Source organism: Streptomyces sp. NPDC052721, assembly GCF_040678315.1.
GTDB lineage: Bacteria > Actinomycetota > Actinomycetes > Streptomycetales > Streptomycetaceae > Streptomyces.
In genome coordinates this window covers 1-15,229 of sequence record NZ_JBFATL010000081.1, presented here as the reverse complement: position 1 = coordinate 15,229, position 15,229 = coordinate 1, and the positions used below count along the sequence as shown (strand labels likewise).

General features: G+C 73.1%; 15 protein-coding genes. 11 read left to right on the top strand and 4 right to left on the bottom strand.

Features of this window, described 5'->3' with window-relative positions:
* The first annotated feature begins 361 nt into the window (after positions 1-361).
* From AB0L21_RS38765 to AB0L21_RS38735, 7 genes are all read left to right on the top strand, one after another.
* On the top strand, positions 362-2,593 hold the full coding sequence (locus AB0L21_RS38765) for a molybdopterin oxidoreductase family protein (RefSeq protein WP_365788676.1): 2,232 nt from the start codon (positions 362-364) through the stop codon (positions 2,591-2,593).
* A 125-nt stretch (positions 2,594-2,718) separates the two neighbouring features.
* On the top strand, positions 2,719-4,107 hold the full coding sequence (locus tag AB0L21_RS38760; RefSeq protein ID WP_365788675.1) for a citrate:proton symporter: 1,389 nt from the start codon (positions 2,719-2,721) through the stop codon (positions 4,105-4,107).
* 18 nt (positions 4,108-4,125) lie between these two features.
* Positions 4,126-5,364, top strand: a complete 1,239-nt coding sequence (locus tag AB0L21_RS38755) for an MFS transporter (protein WP_365705216.1) — start codon at positions 4,126-4,128, stop codon at positions 5,362-5,364.
* Between the two features lie 102 nt (positions 5,365-5,466).
* A complete protein-coding gene (locus tag AB0L21_RS38750; RefSeq protein WP_365705214.1) occupies positions 5,467-6,150 on the top strand; it encodes a hypothetical protein in 684 nt (227 codons plus the stop codon).
* Positions 6,137-6,802 carry a class F sortase gene (locus AB0L21_RS38745; protein ID WP_365705211.1) on the top strand — a complete coding sequence of 222 codons (666 nt, stop codon included), beginning with the start codon at positions 6,137-6,139 and terminating at the stop codon, positions 6,800-6,802. Before AB0L21_RS38750 ends, AB0L21_RS38745 begins: the two co-directional genes overlap by 14 nt.
* Before the next feature lie 156 nt (positions 6,803-6,958).
* Positions 6,959-8,347 (top strand): aldehyde dehydrogenase family protein, encoded by a 1,389-nt coding sequence (locus tag AB0L21_RS38740; RefSeq protein WP_365788674.1) that lies wholly within the window; start codon positions 6,959-6,961, stop codon positions 8,345-8,347.
* A 15-nt stretch (positions 8,348-8,362) separates the two neighbouring features.
* Positions 8,363-9,445: a Zn-dependent alcohol dehydrogenase gene (locus AB0L21_RS38735; RefSeq protein ID WP_365788673.1), complete on the top strand. Its 1,083-nt coding sequence runs from the start codon at positions 8,363-8,365 to the stop codon at positions 9,443-9,445.
* A 97-nt stretch (positions 9,446-9,542) separates the two neighbouring features.
* Here the strand turns inward: AB0L21_RS38735 and AB0L21_RS38730 are convergent, their stop codons facing one another.
* Positions 9,543-10,256, bottom strand: a complete 714-nt coding sequence (locus AB0L21_RS38730) for a winged helix-turn-helix domain-containing protein (RefSeq protein WP_365788672.1) — start codon at positions 10,254-10,256, stop codon at positions 9,543-9,545.
* A gap of 59 nt (positions 10,257-10,315) precedes the next feature.
* Positions 10,316-10,951: a TetR/AcrR family transcriptional regulator gene (locus AB0L21_RS38725; RefSeq protein ID WP_365705203.1), complete on the bottom strand. Its 636-nt coding sequence runs from the start codon at positions 10,949-10,951 to the stop codon at positions 10,316-10,318.
* A gap of 91 nt (positions 10,952-11,042) precedes the next feature.
* Between AB0L21_RS38725 and AB0L21_RS38720 the strand changes: the two genes are divergently transcribed.
* The 3 genes from AB0L21_RS38720 to AB0L21_RS38710 all read left to right on the top strand — a co-directional run bounded on the left by AB0L21_RS38720 (position 11,043) and on the right by AB0L21_RS38710 (position 13,250).
* Positions 11,043-12,194: an acyl-CoA dehydrogenase family protein gene (locus AB0L21_RS38720; RefSeq protein ID WP_365788677.1), complete on the top strand. Its 1,152-nt coding sequence runs from the start codon at positions 11,043-11,045 to the stop codon at positions 12,192-12,194.
* Between the two features lie 71 nt (positions 12,195-12,265).
* Positions 12,266-12,553 (top strand): YiaA/YiaB family inner membrane protein, encoded by a 288-nt coding sequence (locus AB0L21_RS38715; RefSeq protein ID WP_041665905.1) that lies wholly within the window; start codon positions 12,266-12,268, stop codon positions 12,551-12,553.
* 73 nt (positions 12,554-12,626) lie between these two features.
* Positions 12,627-13,250 carry a TetR/AcrR family transcriptional regulator gene (locus AB0L21_RS38710; protein ID WP_365705201.1) on the top strand — a complete coding sequence of 208 codons (624 nt, stop codon included), beginning with the start codon at positions 12,627-12,629 and terminating at the stop codon, positions 13,248-13,250.
* A gap of 10 nt (positions 13,251-13,260) precedes the next feature.
* Here AB0L21_RS38710 and AB0L21_RS38705 read toward each other — a convergent pair whose 3' ends face one another.
* Positions 13,261-13,722, bottom strand: a complete 462-nt coding sequence (locus tag AB0L21_RS38705; RefSeq protein WP_365705199.1) for a MaoC family dehydratase — start codon at positions 13,720-13,722, stop codon at positions 13,261-13,263.
* Between the two features lie 104 nt (positions 13,723-13,826).
* Here AB0L21_RS38705 and soxR point away from each other — a divergent pair, with 104 nt between their 5' ends.
* Positions 13,827-14,285, top strand: a complete 459-nt coding sequence (soxR, locus tag AB0L21_RS38700) for a redox-sensitive transcriptional activator SoxR (protein WP_365705197.1) — start codon at positions 13,827-13,829, stop codon at positions 14,283-14,285.
* Positions 14,286-14,333: 48 nt separating this feature from the next.
* On the opposite strand, the gene AB0L21_RS38695 is transcribed toward soxR, so the two are convergent.
* Positions 14,334-15,020, bottom strand: coding sequence for an alpha/beta fold hydrolase (locus AB0L21_RS38695; RefSeq protein WP_365705195.1), 687 nt, complete (start codon positions 15,018-15,020; stop codon positions 14,334-14,336).
* Positions 15,021-15,229 lie beyond the last annotated feature (209 nt).

Genomic DNA, 15,229 nt, shown 5'->3' with positions numbered 1-15,229 from the left:
GCCGCGTCGGCAGCGGCGTCCTCGGCAGCGGGCAGGGCGGGGTCGCGCGATGTGCGCGGTGACGTACGCGCACTGCCTGCGCGCCCCGTCCCCCCCCCCAACCCCCCAATCGCGGCGTGGCGCGCCGGCGGGGGGGCCCCCCCCCGGGCGCTGGGCCGGGGGGGGGGGGCCCCCCCACGGCCGCTGCGCGCCGGCCGACATGTCGCCCGACGGCCGGCGCGCGTCGGCCGAAAGGCTCGCCGGGGTGGACGGGTCACGCGCGGGGCCTCCCCAGCATGCATACCGGTCGGTATGCTCGCCTCCAGCCGGTCCGCCCGCTCGTGTGCGGGCGACCCCGCCGCCGACCCCTCCGGGAGGACCCGTGTCCCGCACCGCCCTGCGAATCTGCCCCCTGTGCGAGGCCACCTGCGGGCTGACCCTCACCGTCGAGGGCACCCGCGTCACCGGCGCCCGAGGCGACCGGGACGACGTCTTCAGCAAGGGGTTCATCTGCCCCAAGGGCGCCGCCTTCGGTGCCGTCGACGGCGACCCCGACCGCCTGCGCACCCCGCTCGTCCGGGAGAACGGCAGCCTGCGCGAGGCCGGCTGGGAGGAGGCCTTCGACGCGGTCGCCGCGGGCCTGCGCCCGGTCGTGGAGCGGTACGGCCCCGACGCCGTGGGCGTGGTCCTCGGCAACCCCAACGTGCACACCATGGCCGGCGCCCTCTACCCGCCGGTCCTGCTCGGCGCCCTGCGCACCCGCAGCCTGTTCACCGCCTCCACGGTCGACCAGATGCCCAAGCACGTCTCCAGCGGACTGCTGTTCGGCGACGCGGGCGCCATCCCGGTGCCGGACCTGGACCACACCGACCACCTGCTGCTCATCGGCGCCAACCCCCTGGAGTCGAACGGCAGTCTGTGCACCGCCCCCGACTTCCCCGGCAGGCTCAAGGCCCTCAAGGCGCGCGGCGGCCGGCTCACCGTCGTGGACCCGCGCCGCACCCGCACCGCGAAGCTCGCCGACCGCCATCTCGCCATACGCCCCGGCACCGATGCCCTGTTGCTCGCCGCGCTGGCCCACACCCTCTTCGCGGAGGACCTGACCGACCTCAAGCACCTCGCCCCGCACGTCCAGGGTCTCGACCGACTCCGGGACGCCATCGGTGACTTCACCCCGGAGGCCGTGGCGCCCGCCTGCGACCTGGACGCCGGTGTCATCCGCACCCTCGCCCGCGAGCTCGCCGCCGCCCCGGCCGCCGCCGTCTACGCCCGCATCGGCAGCTGCACCGTCCCGCACGGCACCCTGGCCAGCTGGCTGGTCGACGTCCTGAACATCCTCACCGGCAACCTGGACCGGCCCGGCGGCGCGCTCTTCCCACAGGCCGCCACCGACAGGACGCCCCGCCCGGCGGGCCCCGGCCGTGGCTTCGCGCTCGGCCGCTGGCACTCCCGGGTGAGCGGACACCCGGAGGCGAAGGGGGAGTTGCCGCTCGCCGCGCTCGCCGAGGAGATCGACACCGCGACCGACGAGGGAACGCCGGTCCGCGCGCTGATCGCCGTCGCCGCCAACCCCGTGCTGTCCGCGCCCGACGGCGACCGGCTCGACAAGGCCCTGGACACCCTGGACTTCATGGTCAGCGTCGACCCGTACCTGAACGAGACGTCGCGCCACGCCCACGTCGTCCTGCCCCCGCCCCCGCCCTCGCAGAGCCCGCACCACGACTTCGCCTTCAACGCCCTGGCCGTGCGCAACCAGGTCCGCTACACCCGCCCCGCCGTCCCGCTGGAGCCGGGCCGCATGGCGGAGACCGAGATCCTCGCCCGGCTGATCCTGGCCGCCACGGGGAAGCACGGTGCCGACCCCGGCGCCGTCGACGCGACGGTCATCGACCAGACCCTCGGCAAGGCCGTCCAGGACGCGCACGGGCCGGTGCACGGCCGCGACCCGCACGACCTCGCCGCCCAGCTGACCGGCGACAACGGCCCCGAGCGGCGGCTCGACATGATGCTGCGCCTCGGCCCGTACGGCGACGGTTTCGGCGCCCGCCCCGACGGGCTGACCCTGGAGAGGCTGCTCGCCCACCCGCACGGCATCGACCTCGGCCCGCTGCGCCCGCGCCTGCCGCAGCCGCTGAAGACCCGCAGCGGCAAGATCGAGCTGCTGCCCGGGCCCATCGCCGGCGACCTCCCCCGGCTCCGCGCGGCCCTGCGTGAGCGGCCCGTGGGCCTCGTCCTCGTCGGCCGCCGCCATCTGCGCTCCAACAACAGCTGGATGCACAACGTGCCCGCGCTCACCGGCGGCAGCAACCGCTGCACCGTGCACATCCACCCCGAGGACGCGGCCCGCCTCGGTGTCCGGGACGGCGCGGACGTCCGCGTCAAGGGAGCCGGGGGAGAGGTGGTGGTCCCCGCCGAGGTCACCGACGGCGTCCGGCCCGGTGTGGTGAGCCTGCCGCACGGCTGGGGCCACGACCGGCCCGGCACCCGGCTGAGCCATGCCTCCACCGACCCCGGCGTCAACGTCAACCAGCTGCTCGACGGCAGCCTCCTCGACCCGCTGTCGGGCAACGCGGTCCTCAACGGCGTACCCGTCGAACTCGTAGCACTGCTGTGACCTGGAGTTTTGCGCTTATTGCTCGCGCGTCAACGTCTTGTTAACGCCGTTTGAACGGACCTAACGTCATCGCACCGCCGACCCCCAGGTGGGATGTTCAAGGGCGAACGTTAGGTAATCCATTCATGCTGACCATCCTCGGCTTCACCATGATCGCGACCTTCCTGGTCCTGATCATGCTGAAGAAGATGTCGCCGATCGCGGCGCTCGTGCTCATACCCGCGCTCTTCTGTGTGTTCGTGGGCAAGGGCGCCAAGCTCGGTGACTACGTCATCGACGGCGTCACCGGCCTCGCCCCCACCGCGGCGATGCTCATGTTCGCGATCGTCTACTTCGGTGTGATGATCGACGTCGGCCTCTTCGACCCGGTCGTGCGGGGCATTCTCAGGTTCTGCAAGGCCGACCCGCTGCGGATCGTGGTCGGCACGGCGGTCCTCGCCGCGATCGTCTCCCTGGACGGCGACGGCTCCACCACCTTCATGATCACCGTCTCGGCGATGTACCCGCTGTACAAGCGCCTGAAGATGTCCCTGGTCGTGATGACCGGCGTCGCCGCCATGGCCAACGGCGTGATGAACACGCTGCCGTGGGGCGGCCCCACCGCCCGCGCCGCCACCGCGCTGAAGCTCGACGCCAGCGACATCTTCGTGCCGATGATCCCGGCCCTCGCCATGGGCCTGCTGTTCGTCTTCGCCCTCTCCTACGTCCTCGGCCGCCGCGAGCGCAAGCGGCTCGGTGTGCTCACGCTGGACGAGGTGCTGGTGGAGGAGACCGAGACGGTGCTGGTCGGCGCCGGGTCCGGCAAGGACGTGCAGAAGGCCGGCGGTTCCGGCCCGGGCGTGGACCTGCCCGACGAGCCCGAGGGCGAGAGCTTCCAGGGCCTGGACCCGGACCGCGCCACGCTGCGCCCCAGGCTCTACTGGTTCAACGCGCTGCTCACGTTCGCCCTGCTCACCGCCATGATCATGGAGTGGCTGCCGATCCCGGTGCTGTTCCTGCTCGGCGCCGCCCTCGCCCTGACCGTCAACTTCCCGCACATGCCGGACCAGAAGGCCCGGATCGCCGCCCACGCCGAGAACGTCCTCAACGTCTCCGGCATGGTGTTCGCCGCCGCCGTCTTCACCGGCGTCCTGCAGGGCACCGGCATGGTCGACCACATGGCCACGTGGCTGGTGGACAACATCCCCGCCGGCATGGGCCCGCACATGGCCCTCGTCACCGGCGTGCTGAGCATCCCGCTCACCTACTTCATGTCCAACGACGGCTTCTACTTCGGCGTCCTGCCGGTGCTCGCCGAGGCGGGCCAGGCGCACGGCGTCTCCGCGGTGGAGATCGCCCGCGCCTCGATCATCGGCCAGCCCCTGCACATGTCCAGCCCGCTCGTCCCGGCCGTGTACGTCCTGGTCGGCATGGCCAAGGTGGAGTTCGGCGACCACACCCGGTTCGTGGTCAAGTGGGCCGCGCTCACCTCACTCGTGGTCCTCGGCGCGGGCCTCCTGTTCGGCATCATCTGATCTCCTCTGGAGGACGTCATGGGGCCCGGTGGGAACCGCGGCTGGCTGCTCCGCCTCGTCATCGCCTTCGGCTGCGCGCAGGGGGCGGTGTCGATGGCCCGGCCCGCCGTCTCCTACCGGGCCCTCGCGCTGGGCGCCGACGAACGGGCGGTGGGTGTCATCGCCGGCGTCTACGCGCTGCTGCCGCTGTTCGCCGCCGTACCGCTCGGCCGCCGCACCGACCACGGCCGCTGCGCGCCCCTGCTGCCGGCCGGTGTCGTCCTCATCGCCGCCGGCTGCGCGCTCAGCGGGCTCGCCGGCTCGCTGTGGGCGATGGCCGTGTGGAGCGGGGTGATGGGACTCGGCCACCTCTGCTTCGTGATCGGCGCGCAGTCGCTGGTGGCCCGTCAGTCCGCGCCGCACGAACAGGACCGCAACTTCGGCCACTTCACCATCGGCGCCTCCCTCGGCCAGCTCATCGGTCCCGTCGCCGCGGGCGCCCTCATCGGCGGCCCCGACATGGCCCGCAGCAGCGCGCTCGCCCTCGTGGTGGCGGGCGCGGGCGCGGCGGTCGCGTTCACCTCGCTGTGGCGCATCGAGGACCGTACGGCCGTCACCTCCCGCGCGCGCGGCGGCGGGCGGGTACCGGTCGGCGGCATCCTGCGCGCCCGGGGCGTACCCGCGGGCATGCTGATCAGCCTGTCGGTGCTGTCCGCGACCGACATCCTCACCGCCTACCTGCCGGTGGTCGGCGAGCACCGGGGCATCGCACCCTCGGTGATCGGCGTCCTGCTCAGTCTCCGGGCCGGCGCCACCATCGCCTGCCGGCTCGTCCTCACCCCGCTGCTGCGGCTGCTCGGCCGGCCCGCGCTGCTCACCGTGACTTGCCTGCTGGCGGCCCTGCTGTGCGCGGGGGTGGCGCTGCCGGTGCCGGTGTGGGCGCTGGGCGCGATGCTCACGGTCCTCGGCTTCTGCCTGGGCGTGGGTCAGCCGCTGTCGATGACGACGGTGGTGCAGGCCGCGCCGGCTGAGGCCCGCTCCACCGCGCTCGCCCTGCGGCTGACGGGCAACCGGCTGGGCCAGGTCGCCGCCCCGGCCGCCGCGGGTCTGGTCGCCGGTCTGGCGGGTGTGGCTGCGCCGTTCGTGATGCTGGGGGCGCTGCTGCTGGTGTCGTCGGGAGTGGCGCTGCGCTCGCCGGGCCGGCCCGGGGGGTCGTCCGGGCGGGTGACCGGGAAGCGGCCGAAGCGCCCGGGATTGCGCCGCACGAGCGATCTCTGACGGCGCGTCGGGCGTCAGTGCCGTGGGCTGCGCGGCCCATGAAGCAGAGTCCAGGCGAAAGAGCGATTTGTATGAAAATCGCCTGAACTCGGAGGATTGCGCATGCCCACCCTGACACTCCCACGTGCCGTCGGCTCCCGCGCGGGCGCCACAGTCGTCCTCACCGCCCTCGCCGCGGCGGGCGCGTCATGGGTGGCGGCGCCGAGCGCGATGGCCCAGGGGGAGAACGGCGACATCAGGATTCACGACGAACGGCACCTCCACGGGACGCCGCTCGTGGGGTCGGCCAAGGACGATCCCGTGGTCTGCAGGTTCTATCTGGAGGCGGTCAACTTCGACACGCTCACCAGCATCGCCTACACCATCACTCCGCAGCCCCCGCTCCCCACCGCCGCCACCGTCGCCGGCACCATCCAGCTCGCCGGGGGTGCCGGGCACACCGACCCGCTGGGCCTTGCGGACGGTCAGTACAAGATCAGCTGGATCGTGGGTACCCCCGCCGCCCTGAAGGAGAAGGTCTTCCGCGTCAACTGCAGGGACGGGCGCCACGAGGGGGAGCGCGGCCCGGGCGGGCAGATCTCCGACGGTCAGCACACCAACGACGCGTCCTGGGGCGGGGGCGACCCGAACGGCCCCAAGGGCGGGGTGCACGCGGGCGGCGGCGGTCTCATCGACACGGCCGCCGCCTACTCCCCGGTGGCCGCCGCGGGTGCCGTGGGTCTGATCGCCGTCTGCGGTGTCGTGTACGTCCGGCTGATCCGCCGGCGGCCCCATGGCGCCGCGTAGGTACCGACGCAGGCCCTGGTACCGGACCCGCGCCTACCGTCTCGCCAGGACGGCCCTGCTGGTGTTCGTCCTGGTGACGGTGGGGTCGCGCTGCGGGTCGGGCGGAGCGGCAGGGGCCGGCTCGCACGCCGTGGCGGCCGGTACGGACTCCTCCCGCGCCGATTCGGCCTCCGCCCCTCCGCCGCCCCGCCCGCTGCCCCGGTCCCGGCCGACGTCCTTCCGCGTCCCCTCCCTGGGCGTCGACGCCCCGGTCACCCCGCTCCGCCTCGACCGGAACCAGGAACTGGAGACACCTCCCGTCGACAGACCGCGGCTGGTCGGCTGGTACCAGGGCGGTCCCACGCCCGGCGAGGCCGGCACCGCCGTCGCCGTCGGCCACCGCGACACCCGCACCGGACCCGCCGTCTTCGCCGGTCTCGCCCAGATCAAGCCGGGCAAGCCCATCGAGGTCGGGCGGGCGGACGGCCGCATCGCCGTCTACTCCGTGGACCGGGTGAAGGTCTACGACAAGGCGGGCTTCCCCGACAAGGAGGTCTACGGCCCGACCGGGCGCCCGGAACTGCGGGTGCTCACCTGTGGCGGCCTGTTCAGCCGGCGGACCGGCTACACCAGCAACGTGGTGGTCTTCGCCCATCTGACCGCGACCAGGTGACCGGTGGACCGGCCGGTCGGGGCCCCGTGCCCGCACCGGCCGGTCCCTTCGCGACGATGTCCCGGGACGTCCGTGTCCCGGGAATGTCTGGCGCAGGAAAACTATCATCGCTAGTTTGTGTGCCGGACGACGCGGACCCGCCGGGAGGACACAGCAATGAAGGCACACGACGGCCTGTACATCGACGGCGCCTGGCGCCCCGCCGGCAGCAGGGACGAGATCGAGGTCGTCAACCCCGTCGACGAGCAGGTCATCGCCCGGGTCCCGGCCGGTTCGGCCCTGGACGTCGACCACGCCGTACGCGCCGCGCGGGCCGCGCTCCCCGCCTGGGCCGCCACGCCCCCGGCCGAACGCGCCGCGCGCCTGGCCGCCCTCCGGGACGTCCTCGTGGCCCGCAAGGACGAGATCGCCGAGACGGTCACCGCGGAACTCGGCTCGCCCCTGCCGTTCTCCCAGGCCGTGCACGCGGGCGTGCCGATCGCGGTCGCGGGCTCCTACGCCGAGCTGGCCGCCGGCCACCCCTTCGAGGAGAAGGCCGGCAACTCCACGGTCCTGCACGAGCCGATCGGCGTGGTCGGCGCCATCACCCCCTGGAACTACCCCCTCCACCAGATCGTCGCCAAGGTCGCCCCGGCCCTCGCGGCCGGCTGCGCGACCGTCCTCAAGCCCGCCGAGGACACCCCGCTCACCGCCCAGCTGTTCGCCGAGGCGGTGCACGAGGCGGGCGTGCCCGCGGGCGTGTGCAACCTGGTCACCGGTCTCGGCCCGGTCGCCGGACAGGCGCTCGCCGAGCACCCGGGCGTCGACCTCGTCTCCTTCACCGGCTCCACGGCGGTCGGCCGGCACATCGGCGCGGTGGCCGGCGCGGCCGTGAAGAAGGTCGCCCTGGAACTCGGCGGCAAGTCCGCCAACGTCATCCTGCCGAGCGCCGACCTCGCCAAGGCCGTGAACGTCGGTGTCGCCAACGTGATGTCCAACTCCGGCCAGACGTGCAGCGCCTGGACCCGCATGCTCGTCCACCGCGACCGGTACGCCGAGGCCGTCGAACTCGCGGCGACCGCCGCCGCCAAGTACGGCGACCGCATCGGACCGCTGGTCAGCGCCAAGCAGCAGGCCCGGGTACGGGGTTACATCGAGAAGGGCATCGCCGAGGGCGCCCGCCTCGTCGCGGGCGGCCCCGAATCCCCGCGCGAGCGCGGCTACTTCGTCAGCCCGACGGTCTTCGCGGACGTCACCCCGGAGATGACCATCGCGCAGGAGGAGATCTTCGGCCCGGTCCTGTCGATCCTGCGGTACGACGACGAGGACGACGCCCTGCGCATCGCCAACGGCACGGTGTACGGTCTCGCGGGCGCCGTCTGGGCCGCCGAGGAGGCCGAGGCGGTGGCCTTCGCGCGCCGCATGGACACCGGCCAGGTCGACATCAACGGCGGCCGGTTCAACCCCCTCGCCCCCTTCGGCGGCTACAAGCAGTCCGGCGTCGGCCGGGAACTCGGCGCGCACGGACTCGCCGAGTACCTGCAGACCAAGTCCCTCCAGTTCTGAGGAGTTCCGTCACCCATGGCCGTACGAGCCGCCGTCCTGCCCGCCATCGGCGCCCCGCTGGAGATCACCGGGATCGAGCTGCCCGACCCGGGCCCCGGACAGGTCCGGGTCCGCCTCGCCGCCGCCGGCGTCTGCCACTCCGACCTCTCCCTGTCCGACGGCACCATGCGGGTGCCGGTCCCGGCCGTCCTCGGCCACGAGGGCGCGGGCACGGTCGTCGCCGTCGGGGAGGGCGTCACCCATGTCTCACCCGGGTCCCCGGTCGTCCTCAACTGGGCGCCGTCCTGCGGCAGTTGCCACGCCTGCACGCTGGGCGAGGTATGGCTGTGCGCCAACGCGCTGAACGGCGCGGCCGACGTCTACGCCCGCACGACCGACGGCACCGAACTGCACCCCGGGCTGAACGTGGCCGCGTTCGCCGAGGAGACGGTGGTCGCCGCGTCCTGCGTGCTGCCGCTGCCGCAGGGGGTGCCGCTGGTGGACGCCGCCCTGCTGGGCTGCGCCGTCCTCACCGGCTACGGCGCGGTGCACCACTCGGCGCGGGTCCGGTCCGGTGAAACGGTCGCGGTGTTCGGCGTCGGCGGAGTCGGCCTCGCCACGCTGCAATCGGCCCGCATCGCGGGGGCGTCCCGGATCATCGCCGTCGACGTCTCCTCCGACAAGGAGGAACTGGCCCGCGCCGCCGGTGCCACGGACTACGTCCTCGCCTCCGAGAACACCCCCCGCGAGATCCGCGGCCTCACCGGCAAGCAGGGCGTCGACGTCTCCGTGGAGTGCGTGGGCCGCGCGGTCTCCATCCGCGCGGCCTGGGAGTCCACGCGCCGGGGCGGCCGTACGACGGTCGTCGGCATCGGCGGCAAGGACCAGCAGGTCACCTTCAACGCCCTGGAGCTCTTCCACTGGGGCCGCACCCTCTCCGGCTGCGTCTACGGCAACAGCGACCCGTCCCGCGACGTACCGCTCCTCGCCGGGCACGTGAGGGAGGGCCGCCTGGACCTCGCCACCCTGGTCACCGACCGGATCACCCTGGAGGACATCCCGACGGCCTTCGACAACATGCTGGCGGGGAAGGGGGGACGGGCGCTGGTGGTGTTCTGAGGGCGAGCGCCCCGAAGGGGCGCGGGGAACCGCGCTATCGGCCCCCACACAGCCGCGGCCGGCACACCAGCGTCGAACCCTCCCGGGTTGCCGCGATTCAGCGCAGGTCACCACGCGGGTTGCCGAGCAGTTCGGAGAACACCCGCTCCCCCGGGGGAGTCACCGTCACCGCCCGCCCCGACCCCACCCGCACACACCACCCCGCCTCGAACGCCCGCCGGCACAACGCCGCCCCCGCCGCCCCGGCGAGATGCGGTCGCCGTTCCGTCCAGTCGAGGCACGCGCGGGCCAGTGGGCGCCGGCCGCCGAGGTCCAGCGGGACACCCGCCGTGCCGAACCACTCCACCCCCGCGTCCGTCAGCGCGAACCCGGTGTCCTGCCGCAAGAGCCCCCGCCGGGTCAGCGCGTCGGTGAGCACGATGCCGAGCCGCCCGGCGAGATGGTCGTAACAGGTCCGCCCCCGGGCCAGGGCGGCTCCGGCGCTCGCCTCGCGCAGGGTGCGCGCGGGGCGCCGTACCACCGCCGCGGGCACCTGAGCGGCCAGGTCCTCGACCACCTGCGCCACCCGCGCGTCGGCCAGCCGCACATACCGGTGCCGCCCCTGCCGTTCCTCCGTGAGCAGCCCGCCGGCCACCAGCTTGCCGAGGTGCTCGCTCAGCGTGGAGGCCGCCACTCCTGCGTGCCGGGCCAGTTCACCGGCCGTCCACGCCCGCCCGTCCAGCAGCGCCAGCAGGCACGCGGCCCGGCTCCGGTCGGCGATCAGCCCGGCCAGCGCCGCCAACCCGGCCGCCTGGGGATTCTCGGTGCTCATGCCCCCAGCATGCGGCAGCGACGCTTCGGCGGCGGCCGAAGTCACCGACCACCGCGTCGTCACACCCGTACCTGCCGGTACTGCTGCGCCAGCCCGTCCAGCAGCGCGGTGAGCCCCGCTTCGAAGGCCCGCTCGTCGATCTTCTCCTGCTGCTCGGCGAGCAGATGGGCCTGCCCGAGGTGGGGGTAGTCGGCGGGGTCGTACGCGCTCGCGTCGTCCACGAAGCCGCCGGCGAAGGAACCGAGCGCCGAGCCCATGATGAAGTACCGCATCAGCGCGCCGATGGAGGTGGCCTGGGCCGGCGGCCAGCCCGCGTCGACCATCGCGCCGTAGACCGCGTCGGCCAGGCGCAGCGCGGCCGGGCGGCGGCCGGGGCCCCGGGCGAGGACGGGGACGATGTTCGGGTGGTCGCGCAGGGCGGCCCGGTAGGAGACGGCCCAGTCGTGCAGCGCGGTCCGCCAGTCCCGGCCGTTCTCGAACATCGACAGGTCGACCTGGGCGCTCACCGAGTCCGCGACCGCCTCCAGGATCTCGTCCTTGGTGCGGAAGTGGTTGTACAGCGAGGGCCCGCTCACCCCCAGCTCGGCCGCGAGCCGGCGCGTGGAGACGGCCGCCAGACCCTCCCGGTCCACGAGGTCCCGGGCCGTGGCGACGATCCGGTCGGTGCTGAGGAGGGGCTTGCGCGGTCGGGCCATGGCGCACATAGTAGGGCTGCGACCAGAAACTAGCAGTGCTAATTTAAATGTACGGCTTTCAAGATCCATCGGTGGTAGGGGTGATCTCGTGGTGAACCTGGGGCTCAGCGAGGAGCAGACGGCCGTACGGCAACTCGCCCGGGACTTCGTGGAGCGCGAGATAGTCCCGCACGTGGTCGCCTGGGACCGCGCCGAGGAGGTCGACCGCGGCATCGTGAAGAAGCTCGGCGAAGTCGGCTTCCTCGGTCTGACCGTTCCCGAGGAGTACGGCGGCTCCGGCGGCGATCACCTCTCCTACTGCCTGGTCACCGAGGAGCTGGGGCGCGGCGACTCCTCGGTCCGCGGGATCGTCTCCGTCTCGCTGGGGCTCGTCGCCAAGACGATCGCCGCCTGGGGGAGCGAGGAGCAGAAGCGGCGCTGGCTGCCGGGCCTGACCGCGGGCGAGTACGTCGGCTGCTTCGGCCTCACCGAGCCCGGCACCGGCTCCGACGCGGGCAACCTCACCACCCGGGCGGTGCGCGACGGCGACGACTACGTCGTGAACGGCACCAAGATGTTCATCACCAACGGCACCTGGGCCGACGTCGTCCTGCTCTTCGCCCGCTCCACCGACGCCCCCGGCCACAAGGGCGTGTCCGCGTTCCTCGTGCCCACCGACACCCCCGGCCTCACCCGCCGTACCGTCCACGGCAAGCTCGGCCTGCGCGGCCAGGCCACCGCCGAACTCGTCCTGCGGGACGTGCGCGTGCCCGCCTCCGCGATGCTCGGCGCGGAGGGCAAGGGTTTCTCCGTCGCCATGTCCGCGCTCGCCAAGGGGCGGATGTCGGTGGCCGCCGGCTGTGTCGGGATAGCCCAGGCCGCGCTGGACGCGGCCGTGAGGTACGCCGGTGAGCGGGAGCAGTTCGGCAAGCCGATCGCCGGCCACCAGCTGGTGCAGGAGCTGATCAGCGACATCGCCGTCGACGTGGACGCGGCCCGGCTGCTGACCTGGCGGGTCGCCGACCTCGTGGACCGTGGAGAGCCGTTCGCCGTGGAGTCCTCCAAGGCCAAGCTGTTCGCCTCCGAGGCCGCGGTGCGCGCCGCCAACAACGCCCTCCAGGTCTTCGGCGGCTACGGCTACATCGACGAGTACCCGGCCGGCAAGCTCCTGCGCGACGCCCGCGTGATGACCCTCTACGAGGGCACCAGCCAGATCCAGAAGCTGCTCATCGGCCGTTCCCTGACCGGGGTCTCGGCCTTCTGAGTATCTGCCGCACACGGTTTTGAGTACCCCGGCGGATGTGGCACGGGCCACGGCCGCCGATGCTGGGCGCCATGAGTGACACACCGGTCAAACAGCAGAGCACGGCCGCGTTCTACGGCCAGGCCGTCGCCTCCTTCGCGGTCGCCATGGCGGCCACCGCCATCGGCATCGCCCGGCTCGACGCCAGCGCCTGGGTCCGCGGCTTCCTGGCGATCGCCGTCCTGTACCTCGTCACCTCCGCCTTCACCCTCGCCAAGGTGATCCGGGACCGGCAGGAGGCCGGGCAGATCGTCAGCCGTGTCGACCAGGCCCGGCTGGAGAAGCTGCTCGCCGAACACGACCCGTTCGAGAAGCTCTGAGCGGCTGCGCTAAGCGCCCGCTCACCGTCGGCGGTATGGTGGTGCTCCTGTCACCGAGAGGGGCGAGCGAGCGATGAGTACGGCGCAGGAGACGACCGGCGGCGAAGTGGAGCCGTGGGAAGAGGTCACCCCTGACGCGGCCCGGCGGCTGCTCGTCGCGGCCGTGGAGGCCTTCGCCGAGCGCGGCTACCACGCGACGACGACCCGTGACATCGCGGGCCGCGCCGGCATGAGCCCGGCCGCGCTCTACATCCACTACAAGACCAAGGAAGAGCTGCTCCACCGGATTAGCCGCATCGGCCACGACAAGGCCCTCGGCATCCTGCGCACCGCGGCACAGCGGGAGGGCACCGCGGCCGAGCGGCTGGCCGACGCGGTCGGCTCCTTCGTCCGCTGGCACGCGGGCCGGCGCACCACCGCGCGGGTCGTGCAGTACGAACTCGACGCCCTCGGCCCCGAGGCCCGCGCGGAGATCGTCGCGCTGCGCCGCCAGGTCGACGCGGAGGTGCGCGGGATCATCGAGGACGGCGTGGCCTCGGGCGAGTTCGACGTGCTGGACGTGCAGGGCACCACGCTCGCCGTGCTGTCGCTGTGCATCGACGTGGCCCGCTGGTTCAACGTGAACGGCCCGCGCACCCCCGAGGAGGTCGGCGCGCTCTACGCCGACCTCGTGCTGCGCATGGTCGGGGCCAGGTAGCCCCCCGGGTCTACAGGTAGTACCGGGCCACCGACTCGGCGACGCAGACCGGCTTGTCGCCGCCCTCGCGCTCCACGGTGAACGCGACCGTCACCTGCACACCGCCGGTGACGTCCTCTACGCCGGTGATCCTCCCGGTGGCGCGCAGCCGGGAGCCGACGGGGACGGGGGCGGGGAAGCGGACCTTGTTCGTCCCGTAGTTGACGCCCATCTTCACGCCCTGGACCTGGATGAGCTGCGGCCCGAACAGCGGGAGCAGGGACAGGGTGAGGTAGCCGTGGGCGATGGTGGTCCCGAACGGTCCCGCGGCGGCCTTCTCCGGGTCCACGTGGATCCACTGGTGGTCCCCGGTCGCCTCGGCGAACAGGTCGATCCGCTTCTGGTCGATCTCCACCCAGTCGGTGGGGCCCAGCTCCTCGCCCACGGCCGCCCTCAGCCCATCGGGGGAGGTGAACGTCCTCGGTTCCGCCATGTTCCCGGCCTCTCGCTCGCGTCTCTAAGCAACTGCTTAGCATGGTCGGGTGGGGGGTCGATGTCAACGGGGCGTGGACCGGCCGGGTGGGTAATCTCTGAGGAGTGCCCCAGATTCCCGAGAAGATCCACGAGCTGACCGTCGGCCAGTTGTCCGCCCGCAGCGGAGCCGCGGTGTCCGCCCTGCACTTCTACGAGTCCAAGGGACTGATCTCCAGTCGGCGGACCTCCGGCAACCAGCGCCGGTACAGCCGGGACACGCTGCGCCGGGTCGCCTTCGTCCGCGCGGCCCAGCGGGTGGGCATCCCGCTCGCCACGATCCGGGAGGCCCTGGCCGAACTGCCGGAGGAACGGACGCCGACCCGGGAGGACTGGGCGCGCCTGTCCGAGAAGTGGCGCTCGGAACTGGACGAGCGCATCCAGCAGCTGAACCGCCTGCGCGACCACCTCACCGACTGCATCGGATGCGGCTGCCTGTCGATGGAGACGTGCGTGCTGTCCAACCCGGACGACGTGTTCGGCGAACGGCTGACGGGGTCGCGGCTGATGGCGGAGCGGCGCTGAGCGGGAGAGGGCCGGCCGGTGTCCTGCTCGTGCCCGGCGGTGCGCCCCTCAGGCCGCGTCGGCCGCCGCGGCCAGGATCCGGGCCAGCTCGGCGGGCTGGGAGACCATCGGCCAGTGGCCCGCGTCGATGTCGGCGAAGTCGACGTGTCCGGCCCGGGCGAGCTCCGGGACGTCACCGCCGTCGATCCACTCCCGCGCCTGTGCGGGCGTGAATTCCGGGCACACGACCACGACCGGGACGTCGAAGCGCCGTTCGTCCGCCAGCCGCACCACACCCTTGGTCACGGCCGCGGGTACGGGGATCGCGTCGGCCGCCAGGTCGCGCCTGGCCTCGTCGTCCAGGTCGGCGATCTCCGGCCCCTCGAAGGGGCCCCAGCCCGGGAAGGGCACGACGCCGTCGCGCTCCTCGAAGAAGTCGGCGTACGTGTGGCCGTCGGAGAACGGGAAGCCGCCGATGAGAGCGACCCCGGCCAGCCGCTCCGGCCGCCGGTCGGCGGCCAGCCAGGCCAGCGTGCAGGCGGCCGAATGCCCCACCACCATGGGCCTGTCCGGCGCCGCGTCCACCGCGGCGAGCACCGTCGCCACCTGGTCCTCCAGCGTGGCCGACGCGGAGCCGTCCCCCTGGCCCGGCAGGGTGAGCGGCACCGGGCGATGGCCGAGCGACTCCAGGGTGGACGCCACGCGGTCCCACACGGATCCGTTCAGCCACAGGCCGCCGATGAGCAGGATGTCCATGGTCGGTTCCCCTTCTTCCAGGTCGGTTTTTCCAGGTCGTGCGGGTCACCGTAGGAGGAGTTCCGGACGAACCACTGCCGGTTTCTGCCGCGACCACCGTGAGACCGGCGGAGCGGACTAGGTCCTGTCGTCAAACTCCCGTCGTCCGCCCGGAGGGCGGGCCGCGCGGCGTCAGGTGCGTGCTCTCGGCGTGCCGGGCCCGGGCCCTC